Origin of the sequence: Ornithinimicrobium sp. CNJ-824 (assembly GCF_001942405.1) — a bacterium.
Classification (GTDB): domain Bacteria; phylum Actinomycetota; class Actinomycetes; order Actinomycetales; family Dermatophilaceae; genus Ornithinicoccus; species Ornithinicoccus kibberensis.
The window spans coordinates 80,446-95,466 of sequence record NZ_MKKA01000044.1; the positions used below are offsets into that span (position 1 = coordinate 80,446).

At 71.7% G+C, this 15,021-nt stretch carries 16 protein-coding genes and 1 pseudogene; 5 read left to right on the forward strand and 12 right to left on the reverse strand.

Annotated features, from left to right (window positions below):
- Positions 1-187: 187 nt before the first annotated feature.
- Together BJF81_RS12215 and BJF81_RS12220 are read left to right on the forward strand one after the other, a co-directional pair.
- Positions 188-1,705: a plasmid pRiA4b ORF-3 family protein gene (locus BJF81_RS12215; protein ID WP_075958567.1), complete on the forward strand. Its 1,518-nt coding sequence runs from the start codon at positions 188-190 to the stop codon at positions 1,703-1,705.
- Positions 1,706-1,718: 13 nt separating this feature from the next.
- Entirely contained in the window at positions 1,719-2,102 is a 384-nt protein-coding gene (locus BJF81_RS12220; RefSeq protein ID WP_075958568.1) for a VOC family protein, read from the forward strand.
- Here BJF81_RS12220 and BJF81_RS12225 read toward each other — a convergent pair.
- Both BJF81_RS12225 and BJF81_RS12230 read right to left on the reverse strand, forming a co-directional pair.
- Positions 2,072-3,136, reverse strand: a complete 1,065-nt coding sequence (locus BJF81_RS12225; RefSeq protein WP_075958569.1) for a HoxN/HupN/NixA family nickel/cobalt transporter — start codon at positions 3,134-3,136, stop codon at positions 2,072-2,074. The genes BJF81_RS12220 and BJF81_RS12225 overlap by 31 nt on opposite strands.
- 124 nt (positions 3,137-3,260) lie before the next feature.
- Entirely contained in the window at positions 3,261-3,695 is a 435-nt protein-coding gene (locus BJF81_RS12230; protein WP_075958570.1) for a universal stress protein, read from the reverse strand.
- Between the two features lie 116 nt (positions 3,696-3,811).
- Between BJF81_RS12230 and BJF81_RS12235 the strand changes: the two genes are divergently transcribed.
- Positions 3,812-5,494: an ABC-F family ATP-binding cassette domain-containing protein gene (locus BJF81_RS12235; protein WP_075958571.1), complete on the forward strand. Its 1,683-nt coding sequence runs from the start codon at positions 3,812-3,814 to the stop codon at positions 5,492-5,494.
- A 22-nt stretch (positions 5,495-5,516) separates the two neighbouring features.
- Here BJF81_RS12235 and BJF81_RS12240 read toward each other — a convergent pair whose 3' ends face one another.
- The 3 genes from BJF81_RS12240 to BJF81_RS12250 all read right to left on the reverse strand — a co-directional run bounded on the left by BJF81_RS12240 (position 5,517) and on the right by BJF81_RS12250 (position 7,591).
- Positions 5,517-6,242: a hypothetical protein gene (locus tag BJF81_RS12240; protein WP_143780826.1), complete on the reverse strand. Its 726-nt coding sequence runs from the start codon at positions 6,240-6,242 to the stop codon at positions 5,517-5,519.
- Between the two features lie 85 nt (positions 6,243-6,327).
- Entirely contained in the window at positions 6,328-7,203 is an 876-nt protein-coding gene (locus BJF81_RS12245) for a hypothetical protein (protein WP_143780827.1), read from the reverse strand.
- 103 nt (positions 7,204-7,306) lie between these two features.
- Complete coding sequence (locus BJF81_RS12250) at positions 7,307-7,591, reverse strand: WhiB family transcriptional regulator (RefSeq protein ID WP_075958574.1); 285 nt, start codon at positions 7,589-7,591, stop codon at positions 7,307-7,309.
- Between the two features lie 134 nt (positions 7,592-7,725).
- Between BJF81_RS12250 and BJF81_RS12255 the strand changes: the two genes are divergently transcribed.
- Both BJF81_RS12255 and BJF81_RS12260 read left to right on the forward strand, forming a co-directional pair.
- A complete protein-coding gene (locus tag BJF81_RS12255; protein ID WP_143780828.1) occupies positions 7,726-8,307 on the forward strand; it encodes a hypothetical protein in 582 nt (193 codons plus the stop codon).
- A complete protein-coding gene (locus BJF81_RS12260) occupies positions 8,307-8,732 on the forward strand; it encodes a DUF1801 domain-containing protein (protein ID WP_075958576.1) in 426 nt (141 codons plus the stop codon). The genes BJF81_RS12255 and BJF81_RS12260 overlap by 1 nt, the downstream gene beginning before the upstream one ends.
- A gap of 75 nt (positions 8,733-8,807) precedes the next feature.
- Here the strand turns inward: BJF81_RS12260 and BJF81_RS12265 are convergent, their stop codons facing one another.
- From BJF81_RS12265 to BJF81_RS12290, 7 genes and pseudogenes are all read right to left on the reverse strand, one after another.
- Positions 8,808-9,311, reverse strand: a complete 504-nt coding sequence (locus BJF81_RS12265; protein ID WP_075958577.1) for a hypothetical protein — start codon at positions 9,309-9,311, stop codon at positions 8,808-8,810.
- 187 nt (positions 9,312-9,498) lie between these two features.
- Positions 9,499-10,167, reverse strand: a complete 669-nt coding sequence (locus BJF81_RS20365) for a CocE/NonD family hydrolase (protein ID WP_269087333.1) — start codon at positions 10,165-10,167, stop codon at positions 9,499-9,501.
- A pseudogene (locus BJF81_RS12270) lies at positions 10,128-11,360 on the reverse strand (CocE/NonD family hydrolase); the annotation flags it as partial. The pseudogene BJF81_RS12270 and the gene BJF81_RS20365, both read right to left, overlap by 40 nt.
- Before the next feature lie 223 nt (positions 11,361-11,583).
- Positions 11,584-13,065, reverse strand: a complete 1,482-nt coding sequence (locus tag BJF81_RS12275) for an MFS transporter (protein WP_237770228.1) — start codon at positions 13,063-13,065, stop codon at positions 11,584-11,586.
- 174 nt (positions 13,066-13,239) lie between these two features.
- On the reverse strand, positions 13,240-13,704 hold the full coding sequence (locus tag BJF81_RS17610) for a hypothetical protein (protein WP_143780829.1): 465 nt from the start codon (positions 13,702-13,704) through the stop codon (positions 13,240-13,242).
- A gap of 115 nt (positions 13,705-13,819) precedes the next feature.
- The gene (locus tag BJF81_RS12285) at positions 13,820-14,134 is read right to left on the reverse strand and encodes a nucleotide pyrophosphohydrolase (RefSeq protein WP_075958580.1); all 315 of its coding nucleotides are present in this window, start codon (positions 14,132-14,134) and stop codon (positions 13,820-13,822) included.
- Positions 14,131-15,000, reverse strand: a complete 870-nt coding sequence (locus BJF81_RS12290) for an HNH endonuclease (protein WP_075958581.1) — start codon at positions 14,998-15,000, stop codon at positions 14,131-14,133. The genes BJF81_RS12285 and BJF81_RS12290 overlap by 4 nt, the downstream gene beginning before the upstream one ends.
- Between the last annotated feature and the right edge of the window lie 21 nt (positions 15,001-15,021).

The following is a 15,021-nucleotide window of genomic DNA, read 5'->3' on the forward strand; positions in this document are numbered from 1 at the left end:
CGACGAGGTGTCCGACGTCCCGCGCCAGAGGTCGTCACGGTCCGGGCTCGTCGTCATGGCTCCCCACCGTAGGGTCCTGCGCGAGCTGCCACAACCGTTCGACTTCGACCCCGGATGAGGTGACGAGTTGTGGTCGTCATCGCGACCACGATCGGTCACCGTCGTCAAACGCGTCTACCCTCGTCCCGTGGGTGACGACAGGACCAAGGAGATCCGCCGCTGGGTGCAGGGGCTGTCCGAGGACGAGCTGGACGGGGTGCTGCAGGGCATCCTCGGCGGCGGTCTCGGGGCCTTCGCACCCGGGCCGGAACGGCATACCCCCGAGCTGCCCCCGCTGCCCGACCCGCCGGACGAGCCGTCCGCGCTCACGGTGCGCGTCGACGTCGACGGGGCCAAGCCCCCGGTGTGGCGGCGGCTGGTGCTGCACGGCGACCTCCTGCTCGACGAGGTGCACGAGATCCTGCAGGCGGCGTTCGACTGGCAGGACTACCACCTGCACAAGTTCTGGCCGGGGCCGCAGAAGCGGGTGTGGACGGGGCCGTCCTTCCTCACCGAGTTCGACCTGTCCGAGGGCGAGGAGGGCGTGCTCGAGTCGGAGGTGCAGCTCGACCAGCTGCTGCGCGAGCCGGGGGACCGGCTGTTCTACACCTACGACTTCGGCGACGACTGGACCTGCACGGTCAGGCTCGAGGCGGTCGGCCCGCTCGACGAGGACTCCCCGACGGCCGTCTGCACCGGCGGCCGGATGGCCGGCCCGCTGGAGGACTGCGGCGGGGTGCCGGGGCACAACGAGCTCGTCGCGGCGTACCTGGAGGACCCCTCGCTACGCGCGCTCGACCGGGAGCGCCGGGACTGGTTGCCGCCCGACTGGGACCCCACGGAGTTCAGCACCGACGAGGTCGCCGAGCGGCTCTCGCTCGTCGGGCTGTCCACCGAGGAGGTCCTCCGGCAGCTGGGGGCCTCGGGCGAGCCGGGCGACACCGGGCAGTTCCCGGCGGCGCTGGAGCCGCTGCTCGACATCGCGCTCGCACCGACCGTGGCCGAGCTCGGGCGGCTGGTGGAGCGCGCCCGCACCGAGCACCCGGCCGAGCTGAGCGCGGAGGACCTGGCGCAGATCGCCCGGCCCTACCGCTTCCTCGTCGAGCTCGCCGGCGAGGACGGCATCCCGCTGACGGCGGCCGGCTGGATGAAGCCGGCCTACGTCGAGCGGACCTACCGTGAGCTGGGCCTCGACGAGGACTGGATCGGCAAGGGCAACCGGGAGGACCTGACCGCGCCCGTCGCGGACCTGCGCAGCACGTGCCAGGAGCTGGGGCTGCTGCGGAAGTCCAAGGGGCGCCTGCTGCGGACGAAGCTGGCGCGCGGGCTCACCACGGACGAGGAGTATGCCGACGCGCTCGCCGCGCGCCTGCTGCACCACCGCGACACCTGGGTGGAGGTGGCCGGGGTCCTCTTCGCGCTGCTGACCGCGGCGGAGGGCCGGCCATCGTTCGGCCACTGCGACACCATCGCCCGGATCCTCACCGACTGCGGCCTGCGGACGGCGCCGGGCGGGGTCGACAGCCGGCACGTGACGCAGTGGGTCCGCCCCGTCTGGTCCGCGCTGCGCCGGGCGGCGGGGGAGCGGCTGCTCGACCGGACCGGGAGGGAGCAGGACCACCGGGCGGTCGCCCTGGCCCGGCGGGCCCTGTGGCCGGAGACGTAGCCAGGCGGGTCCGATGACCACCGACGGCGTGCAGGGACTGGGGTTCCTGGGGGTGCGGATCGAGGACCGGGAGAGGTTCCGGGCCACGGTCGCGCTCTACCGCGACACGCTCGGGCTGGAGGTCCTCCGCGACGAGCCCGACCGGCTGGTCTGGTTCCGCCTAGGCGACGGCACCGAGCTGCACGTCTACGGGCCCGAGGACGTCGATCACCTCGCGTTCGGCGAGCGGCCGTGCGTCGGCCTCGTCGTGGACGACGTCGAGGGGGCCCGGCGCCGCATGGAGGCCGAGGGGGTGGAGTTCCTCTGGGACACCCAGCGGGACGGGGACCGCGTCTGGGCGCACTACCGCGGCCCCGACGGCACCGTCTACGAGCTGATCGGTCCCACTGCCGGGTGATGGCTGCCGCGTCCGGCCGACCGCCGGGCCACCGTCAGCCACACCAGCGCCACCAGCAGGATCGCGGCCAGGCCCCAGCCCCAGTAGTCGGTCGCCAGCGTCGTCGTCCACGCCAGCGGGTCCGGCCAGCCGCCCCAGGTGGCCAGGGCACCGGAGAGCGACACCAGGCCGACCACCCCGGCGACGACCACGGACACGAGGGTGACCCCGACGTTGTAGCGTCGCAGCCGGTCGGGCTGGTCGGCCGCCCGCCCGTAGGCCAGCCGGGCCACCCACCCCTCGAGCAGGTCGAAGGTCGACATGCCGGCCGCGAAGAGCACCGGCAGCGTCATGACCGCCCACCACGGCAGCTGGGCCACCCCGGCCGAGCCGGCCAGGATGAGCAGGCTGACCTCGGTGGCGGTGTCGAACCCGAGGCCGAAGAGCAGGCCCACGACATACATCTGCCGGGGCGTGCGGATGCGGGTGCCGATCCGGTCCAGCACCCTGGTGACCGGGCCGGCCGGGCCGTGGCCGCCGGAGGCGCGCAGCGAGACGACGTTGACGGCGGCGATGACCAGTAGGAAGATCCCCGCGACCAGCGGGCCCCACACGCTGGTGAACCGGTTCCACGTCGACTCGGCGCTGGTGGCGTCGCGCACGAGGGTGGACAGGCCGGCGGCGACGAGCGCGGCCAGCGCGACGACGACGGTGGAGTGGCCCAGGGAGAACCAGAAGCCCACGTTCGTCGCCGGCCGCCCCTCCGCGACCAGGCGTCGCGTGGTGTTGTCGATCGCCGCGATGTGGTCGGCGTCGAAGGCGTGCCGGGCGCCAAGGGTGAACGCGGTGATGCCGACCGCGACCCCGAAGACCTGCCCCTGCGCGCCGCCCAGCTCGAGCTGTGCCGGCCCGACGAGCAGGAAGAGGCTGCCCCACCCGAGGACGTGCAGCGCGAGGACGGCCAGGGAGGCCAGGACCATGCTGCGACGCTCGGCGGCGCTGAGGGTATGCCGTCGCGCCCCCCGCGGGGAGGCCGCGGTCGTCGTCGTGCTCACCGTCCGATGGTAGGTCGGTCCTGCTGCAACTCAGAGCGGCTTCCGGCTCCTGCGGCGGGTTCCTACCCGCTGCAGGAGCCGGTTTCCGCTGCAGGTCGTGCGGGAAGGAACCTGGGTGCCGGCCTCAGTCGCCGGCGACCTCCGGCGTCCGCACCACGTGCACCGAGCAGCGGGCGTGCCGCACGACGCCCGAGGCGGTCGAGCCGAGGAGGAAGTGCTCCCACCCCGGCTGGGCCGACGGGATGACGATGCAGTCGAACCCCTCGGTCCGGGCCAGCTCGACGATGCTGTGGGCCGGGTGCCCGTTGAGGGTGACGACCTCGACGTCCGTGCCGCCGAACTCGTCGACGATCGCCTGCACCGCCGTCTGCTGGCTCTCCTCGATCGCCGGCTCCAGGGCGAAGACGTCCGCGCCCAGGTAGCGGGGCAGCTCCTCGAGGACGGTGACGACGGTGATGGCGCCGTCCGGGGACCTGAGCGACTTCGCGACCTCCATGGCCTGTCCGGCCTCGTCGCCGTGACCGGGGACGACCGGCACCAGGATCTTCGAGTACGACATGGTCTCTCCTCTCCTGGGGACCCGTCACGACCGGGAGTGGAGACGACGGGCCGACCCAGACCGTCTACGTCCCATCGTAGTGGGAACCCCTCGTCCGCTGCTGGGAGGATGGGCCGGTGACCGCGACCATCCAGGCCCGGGACGTGGCCGTCGGCCACGGGGCCGCCCTCCTCTTCTCCGGCCTCGACCTCGTCGTCGCCCCGGGCGACGTCGTCGGGCTGGTCGGCCCCAACGGCGCCGGCAAGTCCACGCTGCTGCACGTGCTGGCCGGGCGTCGTGCGCCGGAGGCCGGCACGGTGACCGTGTCGCCCCGGACCGCGCACCTGGGCCTGCTCACCCAGGAGCCCGACGCGCTGCCCGGCGAGACGGTCCGGCAGTCGCTGGCCCGCCGCACCGGGGTCGCCGCCGCCGAGGCGGAGATGGACGCCGCCGCGCAGCGGCTGGCGCAGCGGCCCGAGGACGAGGCGGGCGCGACGGCATACTCCTCCGCCCTGGAGGCCTGGCTCGCGCTCGGCGGCGCGGACCTCGACGAGCGGGCCGAGGTGGTCGCCGCGCGGCTGGGCCTGGCGGTCGACCTGGACCGCGAGGTGCGCACCCTCTCCGGCGGGCAGGCGGCGCGGGTGGGGCTGGCGGGGCTGCTGCTGTCGCGCTACGACGGCTACCTGCTCGACGAGCCGACCAACGACCTCGACGCCGCGGGCCTGGACCTGCTGGAGGAGTTCGTGCAGGGGCTGGAGGCGCCCGTCGTGCTCGTCAGCCACGACCGCGCGTTCCTGTCGGCGACGGTGACGACGGTGGTGGAGATCGACCGCAGCCTGCGGCGGGTGGTGGCCTACGGGGGCGGCTACGACGCCTACCTGGAGGAGCGGTCGATCACGCGCCGGCACGCGCGGGAGGCCTTCGAGGAGTATGCCGCCCGCCGGCGGACCCTGGAGGCGCGCGCCCGGATGCAGCGCGAGTGGATGGACAAGGGGGTGCGGGCCGCCAACAGCAAATTGGCGCGGCGCAAGGAGAAGGACAAGAACATCCGGTTCCACCAGCAGGCGACCTCCGAGAAGCAGGCGGCCAAGGCCCGCCAGACGCAGCGGATGATCGAGCGGCTGGACGTGGTGGAGGAGCCGCGCAAGGAGTGGCAGCTGCAGTTCTCGATCGCGCAGGCGCCCCGGTCGGGCGACGTCGTCGCGGTCGCGCGCGGGGCGGTGGTGCGCCGGTCGGGGCCGGCGGGGGCGTACACCCTCGGCCCGGTGGACCTGCAGCTCGACCTGGGCGACCGGGTGGCGATCACCGGGCCGAACGGGTCGGGCAAGACGACCCTGCTGGCGCTGCTGCTGGGGCAGGTGGAGCCGGACGAGGGCGCGGTGTCGCTGGGCTCGCGCGTCGTCGTGGGGGAGGTGGACCAGGCGCGGCGGCTGCTGGACGCGGTGGACGTGCCGCTGGCCCGGGTCTTCGCCCTGGAGCTGCCGGAGTGGACCGATGCCGACCGGAGGACGCTGCTGGCGAAGTTCGGCCTGGTCGGCGGGCATGTCGGGCGGCCGGCGTCGACGCTGTCGCCGGGGGAGCGGACCCGGGCTGCGCTGGCGCTGCTGCAGGCGCGCGGGGTCAACCTGCTCGTCCTCGACGAGCCGACGAACCACCTGGACCTGCCGGCGATCGAGCAGCTGGAGCAGGCGTTGGAGGCCTTCGACGGGACGCTGCTGCTGGTCACGCATGACCGGCGGATGCTGGAGACCGTGCGGCTGACCCGCCGGTGGGACGTCGACGGGGGAGCGGTCACCGAGGTGCTGCCGGGGAGTGGGTGAGACGGCAGGTCCTGCACCGGTCTCACTCCCACTCGTCGTCCGGTGGCAGGACCGCGCCGAGGAGCTCGCGTGGGTGCCCAGGGCCACCACCCAGCTGGTAGGTCCGGCCGTCGGCGAGCACGATGATCGAGCCGCCACCGTCGAGGGGTTCGCCGGGGTGCTCGGGGTCGGCGTAGTCGACGAGCCACAGGTCGAGGTAGGGGTTGGGGCAGATGGACTCCTCGTCGACGACCATGCTCGACCCCTCGTCCTCGAGGTGGGATCGGGCCCGGGTCACCGCGTCGTTCTGCGTCATCGTCATGTCGCTGATCGCGTGGCGGGGCGGCTGGAAGAGTGCGTCCTCGCGGGCAGCGAGGGAGCGAGCGGGGTCGTCGTCGATGCCCACGGGGCGCTCGACGGGCATCCCGGCCCGCCTCCGCTCCGCCACGTCCGGGAACCAGCCGTCGCCGTCGTCGTCCTCGAGGATGTGGCGGCGGACGTCGTCGATGGCGTCACGCCATACGTGCTCGTCGACGTAGGCGACCACCTCGTGCAGGACGCGCAGGCGGACGTCGTCGAACGCGTCCGGCTCGCCCAGCCCGTAGACCTCGGCGATGCGCTGGAGCTGCCCCCAGCGCTCGCGCCCCTGGCGGCGGCGCCGCTCACGGGCGTAGCTCACCGTCGCGCTCGCCACCTCCGCCCCCTCCAGGTCGGCGAGGACCATCTCGTCCTCGCTGACCGACCGCTGCCGTCGCCCACCCTTGACCATCCCGACCACCTCTCGTCTGTCGTGCCAGCGTCCCAGGCGGGTCCGACATACCGCCCCCGAACGTCGCCTGCGTCGAGGACGCAGTTCACCCGTTCCTGACTGCCTCGGCGAGTGCGGGGTGCGCGGACAACCGGTCGAGGAGCTCGTCGTGCTGCGACCCGGTCAGGTGGGTGCCGAGGAGGGAGTGCCACTCGCTCAGGTCCTCGGCCAGCTCCGTCCGGCTCCGCCCCTGTCGACCTCGCGCCCGCCTCCGCAGGACCGCGTCGACGGCGTCCGCATGCTCGCGCGCGGCCAGCGTCCACAGGTCGGGCACGACGAGGAGACCGGCCAGCGTGCTCGCCAACGACACCTCCTGCGCACTCACTCGGCCATCACCTCGCCGCGTCCAGCCCCACCGCCGCTCCCACCGCACCAGGTCCTTGACGGCCTGCTCAACCATGGGGCCTGCGCCCTGGGTGTCCCGGAGCCGCGCCCACATCACCGCCACGGCGTCGGAGACGACGAAACGGGCTGCCTCCATCGGGTCCTCCGAGCGGAAGTAGTCGTACTCCTTCGTCTCGCACGCGAGGTCGACCAGCACCCTGACCGCACGGACGGCAGTGTGCACGTCGCCGCCGGAGAGTGCGCTGATGCTGTCCTGCGCAAGCGCGCGGAAGGTCGTGCGCCAGCGCGTCCTCTCCTGCCGGGACACCCTGCGATCGCCGGCCAGATAGGCCCCTGAGCGAGCCAGGGCGGCGAACTCCGTCACGCGGGCCAGCACCTGTCCTGCATCGGGTGGCTGCTGGCGGGCCGAGGCCCGTGCCTCCTTGGCCTGGGGCTCGAGAAGGTCCTCGATGCGTTCGCGGACCGGAGCTGAGCCCCGCCAGTAGAGCGTCCAGAGCACCTTCACCAGGTCGGCACGGTCGAACCCGGCCACATTGGCGTGGAACTCGTCGCGGGAGAACCGTCGTCCTGGCGTCATGCCGCGGACGATACTGCCCCCCTGCCGCTGACCCGAGCGGCACCATTCACACGCGTCTCCCGTCGCTCGCGATCGACGTCGAGCGTGTGGCGAAGTGGACGCGTCAGGCCGTGCGGGGCCGGGCGCTGCGGCGGTAGACCTCTTCCCGCTCCTCCTCGGTCATCCCGCCCCAGACCCCGTAGGGCTCGTGGACCGCCAGCGCGTGCTCGCGGCACTCGCGCAGGACGGGGCACTGCGCGCAGATGGCCTTGGCACGGGCCTCCCGGCGGCGGCGCGACGGGCCGCGCTCGCCCTCGGGGTGGAAGAAGATGTCGGGGTTGGTGGTGCGGCACAGGCCCTGGAACTGCCACTCCCACAGGGCGGCAACCGGCTCGGGCTGGTCGGACATGACAGACCTCCTCGGTCTGGGTGATCGTCCACCATCGCACCGAACCGTCCGCCCGCATCACCTCCCTAGGGGTGAGACGGTGCAGCGCTGCTCGACGGGCTGCCCCGCTGCCGACGGCACGGCAGACTGGTCCCATGGCAAGGAGCAGCTTCTGGTCGGGCACGGTGCGCGGCGGTGGGCCGTCGGCGGAGCAGGACGCCTCACTGGCCGGGATGGCCGCGGCCGCGAACCTCGTCCACAAGACGGTCGAGGCACTGGCCCGCGGGGATGAGGACAGGGCCCGCCGGCTGGCCGCTCAGGCGGCCGCGCGTCCCTTCGACGAGCACGAGGAGATCTGGCCGGGCCCGTGGGCGGCGCACTACGCCCTCTTCGAGCGGGTCACGGACCTGGTCGAGGACTGGCCGGAGGGCGACCACGCCTGGGTCGGCGCGCTGGCCGACCTCATGGGACGGGTGTCCGGACGTCAGCTCGACGAGCTGCGTCACCTGGCGGCCGTCCTCGACCAGGACGCCCGCCTCTTGAGCGTCGACGACGATGAGGCACGACGGCTCCGCAGACTCGCCGGCGACGCGGATCCGCTGGCGGAGCCCAGCATCGGTGTCCCCGAGGACGAGCGGGCCGACTACGTGCTCGACCTCTCCCGGCTCGTGCTCCTGGTGCGGACGCGGCTGGAGGAGCTCCTGCTCGACGACGTCACACAGGATGGAGGATCGTGATGAGCCCGGCGACGGACGACGCAGGCCCCAGGCTGCTCTCGGGCGGCAACCCGCAGATCCCCAAGGGGGATGGCGACGGACCGGTGCAGGCATACATCGCGGCCATGCCCGGCTGGAAGAGCGGCGTCGGCCGGCGGCTGGACGAGCTGGTCACGAGCACCGTCCCCGACGTGCGCAAGGCGGTGAAGTGGAACCAGCCGTTCTACGGCGCCCACGAGGACCGCTGGTTCCTGTCCTTCCGCTGCTACACGAAGTACGTCCAAGTGCAGTTCTGGCAGGGCACCTCGCTCGACCCGGTGCCGCCGAAGGCGTCCAAGCACGAGGACGTGCGCTACCTCGACATCCACGAGGACGACGAGCTCGACGAGGAGCAGCTGCGGTCGTGGATCGAGCAGGCGGGCAGGCTGCCGGGCGCCAAGGTGTGAGCAACCACCGCATACCCGTTGGGACGGAGTCCTGACCTACGCCGCACCCATTCTGGTGCCGGACGCGGAACGCCCTCAGAACATGCAGGCCATCAACGGACCGACCAGGTCGTTCATGCCCTCGTCCTCCTTGCCCTGGAACATCATGGAGAACAGCTCGGTCAGGGTCTCCTCGTCCATCACCTCGCCGATGCACTCCTGCTGCTCGGCGGTCAGCTCGTCGTCGGCCGCGATCTCCTCCGTGAACATCTCGGCCGCGTCGACGCAGCCGACGAAGACCTCGGCGGCGGCGTCGGCGTCCTCCTCCGACATGGTGACCTCGCCCACGGTGTCGTCGACCTCGAGGTCGTCGGTGAGCATGCCGTAGTCCTGCAGCTGGTCGACGCCGATCTCATCGACCATGCCCTCGCCCACGCAGTCGGCCTGATCCTGGTCGACGGCGAACTCGTCGTCGGTCTCCTCCACCATCGAGGCCGAGATCGCCTCGGCGGCCTGGGCCTCGTCGCCCCCGCCACCGCAGGCGGTGAGCGAGAGGGACAGGACAAGTCCCCCGACGACGAGAAGCGAGCGGTTCTTCATCAGATCCCCAATCCGGTGGGCGTGACACGCCGCGTGGTTTGACGGCCCCTGCGACCGGCGCGCTCGGAAGGGCACGCAACGACGACGCTAACAGCGGACGCGCCCATGGATCGGTCCGGCACCGACACGCGGGTATGCGGTGCACCCCGCCGAGGCGGGGTGCACCGCACACCTCCTCAAGAGCTCATCAGCCGCGACCCTGGTTGACGGACAGGCTGAAGGTGCCCCGCATCCGGTCCTCCATCGTGCCGGTGTAGGCGCGGAGGTAGGTGTCGAGGTAGGGCGCCCGGTCGCCGTGCGTTGGCACGTCGTTGCGGGTGTTCTGCAGCTGGAGCGACAGGGTGGGCGAGGAGACCGTGATCGTCTCGCCGGAGGGGGTGTCGCGCCACGACCGTGTCGTGTTCGTGCCGATGCCCACGACGAGCTGGTGGCCGGTCTTGAGGGTCCAGTCGGTGTCCTTGAGGTCGAACTCGACCGTGCCGTCCTGCACCAGCGACATCTGCTCGTCGAACATCACCGCCGTGCCGTCGGGGGCGACGTCCCAGGTCCGTACCAGCACGTTGCCGGTGCCGGCAGCCTCGAAGGCCGCCCGGGGCGTGCCGGTAATCCGCGTGTCGTGCTTCATCGGGCGTGACCAGGTGTAGAAGCGTTGCCGTCGTCGGTGACGCGGGGCGGTTTGCCGGGCCGGCCCTGGGCCTGGGGCGGCAGGGTCGGACCGTGCTCCATGTCGTAGTCGCCGTCGTCGGCGGGACCCCGTCCGGCGGCCTCCTGGCCCCCGTCGTCGACATAGCTGCCGGGCTCGAGGCGCACCGTCTGGGTGGTGGTGACCACCGGCCAGGTGTCCTGGGCGCGCCACTGGCCGAAGTTGTCCTGGATGACGAATGCAGGATCCTCGACGGACGGTTCGACGTCCAGGAGATGCTCGTCGTAGAAGCGCATGACCTCCTCGAACCACCCCTCCCGGCCCATCCGCAGGACCCCGTCGGAACCGCGGTCGTTGCCGCGCACGTGCTCGAAGGGGCCGAGCCAGCCGCGCTGCTCACCCTGGTGGTTGTCGAGGTACTGCTGCATGTCCTCGGGCTTGGTGTTGGGCTCCAGGAACCCCTGGGTGACGAAGAGCGGCACCGTCGACCCGGCGGCCATGGCGGCCAGGTCGCGGGCCTGCCAGTACTCGGAGTCGGGGTCCGGGTCCTGGGTGTCGGTCAGGTTGTCGGTGAGGCACTCGGGGTGAGTCTGCTCGTAGGCGGCGTTGGCCTTGTAGCGGTCGGTGTCGTCCGCCATCCCCTGGACGCTGGCGATCGAGTTGTAGGCCCAAGGGGTGCCGAGGTGGTTGGGCCGGCGGACGCCGTTGGAGAAGAGGTAGTTGTACATGTCCCACAGCGGCTCCTGGGAGACGACGGCGGCAAGGCCCTCCGGCTCCTCGTTGGCACCGACCAGCCCGGTGACGCCGTCGTAGGACTTGCCGTAGAGGCCGACCTTGCCGGTCGACCAGGGCTGGCTCGCCGACCACTCGACGGCGGCGACCACGTCGGCCTGCTCGCCGGGGCCGCCCCAGTCGAGGCACCCGGTCGAGCCGCCGAAGCCACGCAGGTCGACATAGACCACGGTGTAGCCGCGGGCCATCAGGTCGGCACCCTCGATGAGGTCGTTGAACCGCTCGGACGGGCCGGTCTGCTCGAAGCCGTCATCGCCGGTCTGTCCGGCGTGGGCGAAGTAGGGACCGACCGACAGGATCACTGGTGTCTTGCCGTCGGCCGGGAGGTGGGCAGGACGCAGCACGTCGGCGTGCAGCTCGACGTCGCTGCCGTCCGAGGAGGGGAAGTAGTGCTCGGTCCACGACGCGCCCTCGGGCACGCGTGGGTTCTCGTCGTGGGTGACGCCGTCCTCGACGGTGGCGCTCGCGGTCGCAGCGGCGTTGGCGGCCGCCGGCGAGTAGGTGGGGGAGGGCGTCGTCCCGGCCGTGGCAGCCAGCGGGCTGACCACGAGCGCGGAGGAGCAGGTGAGGATGAAGGTGGTCCGGTGCAGTCGCGTCCTTGCGGTGGTGTCCATTGCCGGACCGTAGGGAGCGGCGTGGGCCGGGTGGAAGGGTTACTGGCGAGTCTTGGACAAGGCTTTACCCGACCTGTCCAGACGTGGTTTCCCCCAGACCAACTGTTTAACAACTCCTTGTCCAGTGTTGACTGCACCGAGCTTCGCCGCGCGGCCCGCGGAGGCGCCGGCGCTGCGGGGACGGAGCGGACGACGGCTGAGGAGAGCTGTGCCCGGCCGCGGGTCACCGGTCCGTTGGTGCCCCCGCCGCGGCCGCCCGACGGCGGCCGTCCCACACCGCCGCGGCCAGCGCCAGGAGCAGCAGCGCCAGCGCGGTGCCGATCGCGGCCCGCAGCCCCGCCCCCGGGTCGCCGCCGTCCCCGGACCCGAGCTGGTATGCGGTGATGAGGGTTGCGGCGCCGATCGCGGCCCCCACGCGCTGGCCGGTCTGCAGCGCACCGCCGGCGGCTCCGCCCATACGGGGCGGCACCTCGGCCAGGGTGAGGGTGAAGTTGGGCGAGACGACCGCGCCGCCGCCGAGGCCCGCCAGCAGCAGGGGCAGCACGAGGGCCAGCCACAACCAGGACCGGTCCTGGGCCCAGGCGGCGAGCACGGCCAGCAGCACGAGCCCGGTCATCATGACGCCCAGCGCCCGGACCACCAGCGACCGCCCCATCCGGGTCACCGCCCGGCCGGCCCACATCGAGGACACCGCCGAGCCGACGGCGAAGGGCGTGAGCAGCAGCCCGGTGGCCAGGGTGGAGTAGCCCAGCCCGTCCTGCAGGTAGACCGACAGCACGAGGAACACCCCGGTGAAGCCGGTGAAGTAGAGCGCGCCGACGACGATGCCGTTGCCGTAGCCGGGGGTCCGCCTCAGCAGGGCGATGTCGAGCAGGGGTGCGCCGCCGGTGCGGGTGAGCCGGCGCTCCCACGCGATGAAGGCCCAGCCGGCAACGGGCACCCCGAGCAGCAGCCACAGGAGGCCGGTGGCGCCGGACTCGAGCGCCACGACCGGCAGCAGCAGGCACAGCACGGCCAGCCCGAGCAGCACCGCCCCGCCCGGGTCCAGCCGGGTGTCGGATTCCCCGACCTCGACCCGGGTGTCCGGCACCAGCCGGGCGATGGCCACGAGGAGCACCACCCCGATGGGCACGTTGACGAGGAAGATCCAGCGCCAGCCGCCCTCCTCGCCGGCGAGCGCGATGATCACACCGCCGAGCACCGGCCCGATCGCGGAGGCCACCGACACCACGAGCCCGAAGAGCCCGAAGGCCCGGCCGCGTTCGCCCCCGCTGAACAGCTCCTGGATGAGCCCGGTGTTCTGGGGAGCGAGCAGCCCTGCGGAGAGGCCCTGGACGAGCCGGGCCGCGACCAGCACCTCGACCGAGGGCGCCAGCCCGCAGGCGGCGCTGGCCAGCACGAAGCCGGTCAGCCCGACGAGCATGAGCCGACGCCGGCCCCAGGCGTCCCCGAGCCGGCCCCCGGTGACGAGCACGAGGCCGAAGCTGAGGGCATACCCCGACACGACCCACTGGATCGTCGCGGCCGAGGTGTCCAGGCCCGAGCGCATCGACGGGATCGCGACGTTGACGATCGTCACGTCCAGCAGCGACATGAAGCCCACGGCCAGGGTGACGGCCAGGACCCGCCAGCGCGCCGGGTCGGGCTCGGTCCCGGTGGCGTCGCCGCTCCGCCGTTCCGGCGTCACGTCGTCGCCCCTGGTCACCCGGCCCATGCTAGGACGCCGGGGGCGTCGGTCCCGTCCCCAGCGGCCACTCCACCTCACCGGCATGCAGTCGTCACTCGCGGGACCGAGGTCCCGACCGCGACCCGCGGCCGGGACCTCCTACCGTCTCCAGTCTGCGGCCGAATTTGGGAGGCTTGACGGCCTGTGCCCTTATCAACTGCGGCGAGTGGGTTTACCGTCTGCGACCGGGGCGGACGACGTGGTCAGGACGTCGGAGGCCTGCTGGGTCTTCCAGTTGTCGTGGTGGCGCTGTGCCAAGAGGAAGGCCACGTCGGCCTTCTTGACCAGCCTGTAGAGCCCGATGCAAAGCGCCAGGACGCCCGCCAGCTCCATCAGCGCAGCCAGAACGAACCATCCGGTGCCGTCGCTGTCGGAATACATGGTCGAGGTCAGCATCGTGTTGAAGCCGACTACGAAAGGAATCGCCGCCCCCATCACGAGACCAAGACCCCAGCCCACAAGACCGGCTGCGGGGGCAGATGACGCCCAAGATGCACCTCCGGGGCAGGGTTCCCCCACCTTGGTGTCGTGCGTCATGGGTTTGCCGTCGCTCCCCACGGGCACCTGCTGCATGCAGGCGGGACAGGTCTTCGTTTTCGTAGCGGTCGTCGTGGTCAAGTCTGCTCCTCGAGTTGCGGCCAGGCCCGTGATGCGGGCGCCGCGCAATGACACCACACGTCGCCCGCCCGCTCCACCCCAACAGTGCCCCCTGACGCCTGCGAAGCTCCGTCTGTTACCCGGAGGTCGGGAATCGCATTTTGTTCCGTCTAAACTTCCTGGCCACTTCATCGTCAAGCTGCACGCCGAGGACGTCAGTGAGTCGAAGAAGGTAGATGGCGATGTCGGCCAACTCGTCCCGGACTGCGTCTGCACTCTCACCGGACATCACCTGCAGCGACTCCTCAGGCGTCAGCCATTGAAAGATCTCCAGCAACTCGGAGGCCTCGACGGACAGCGCCATGGCGAGGTTCTTCGGTGTGTGGAACTGCAACCAGTCCCGTTCCTCGGCGAAAGTGCGCAGCTGCTCCTGCCAGTGCTCGACGTTCATCGCCCCAGCCAATCAGCGCAGTCCTCGTTGTGCTTGGTCAGAGCTTCGCGGGCGGGCTGCTCGTCCAGAGTCGACGGTACCGTGAGGACAGTGCCGGCGAGGGCTTCATACTCAGTGCCCTGCAGCGCGGGGGAGACACGCACCAGGAGGCTGTCCGCCTCAACGGTCAGGAGGAAGAGGTCGAAGAGGGTATGGAGGTCGGCGCGCAGGAGCAGGCCGTTCCAGACCTCGTTGGTCTGCTCGCCCTTGTGCGGCCAGATGTGGGCGGCCTCCAGCACCGACTCAACTGCGGTCCCGGTGATCGCGCACCGTCCCTCGTAGGCACTCAGGAGTGCTCCGCGGAACCGCGGCTGTCCCTGCCGAAGTGCCACCATCTGTACGCGGCGGACACGGAGATCCTCATCCATGTTGTCGAAGATCCTCTCCCGTTGCGCGTCGTTCAGTGAGCGCTGGGGATTCGGGTCACCACCGAGGTAGTCGTCCAGGATCGCCTGCTGCTCCGGCTTGAGCTTCCGGACGAACGTGGGGTTCTTGCTCAGGCCGGTCGCTGCGGCGACGTCGTGCCAGCGAGGCTGCTCGCCCGCCTCGCCGGCGAGGACCTCGAGGGGGAATCGCTGGACGTACGGCTTGTCCTCGGCCCCAGGCCAGTCGTCCCACGGCCCCGGAGTGACCTGTTCCGCGTCGATCTCATAGGCATCCCGGAGCGCACGCACCTTGCCGAGGAGCGACGCCCCGCTCTGCCAGTAGTAGACGACGTCACCGGCCTTGATCCCGCGCGGGGTGATCAGGTCCCAGAGACCGTGCTCCTTCGCGTACTCCCAGTGCTGGGGGTAGTCCTTGCTGATCGTCAGCAGCCATGCCGCCACGGCATGCGCCTTCCGTGCTCA

Bases quoted from the DNA above. Each gene is read 5' to 3' on its own strand.
- BJF81_RS12220 (WP_075958568.1), top strand. From the start codon at position 1,719: ATGACCACCGACGGCGTGCAGGGACTGGGGTTCCTGGGGGTGCGGATC.
- BJF81_RS12230 (WP_075958570.1), bottom strand. From the start codon at position 3,695: ATGTCGTACTCGAAGATCCTGGTGCCGGTCGTCCCCGGTCACGGCGAC.
- BJF81_RS12240 (WP_143780826.1), bottom strand. From the start codon at position 6,242: ATGGTCAAGGGTGGGCGACGGCAGCGGTCGGTCAGCGAGGACGAGATG.
- BJF81_RS12245 (WP_143780827.1), bottom strand. From the start codon at position 7,203: ATGACGCCAGGACGACGGTTCTCCCGCGACGAGTTCCACGCCAATGTG.
- BJF81_RS12250 (WP_075958574.1), bottom strand. From the start codon at position 7,591: ATGTCCGACCAGCCCGAGCCGGTTGCCGCCCTGTGGGAGTGGCAGTTC.
- BJF81_RS12255 (WP_143780828.1), top strand. From the start codon at position 7,726: ATGGCAAGGAGCAGCTTCTGGTCGGGCACGGTGCGCGGCGGTGGGCCG.
- BJF81_RS12260 (WP_075958576.1), top strand. From the start codon at position 8,307: ATGAGCCCGGCGACGGACGACGCAGGCCCCAGGCTGCTCTCGGGCGGC.
- BJF81_RS12265 (WP_075958577.1), bottom strand. From the start codon at position 9,311: ATGAAGAACCGCTCGCTTCTCGTCGTCGGGGGACTTGTCCTGTCCCTC.
- BJF81_RS12285 (WP_075958580.1), bottom strand. From the start codon at position 14,134: ATGAACGTCGAGCACTGGCAGGAGCAGCTGCGCACTTTCGCCGAGGAA.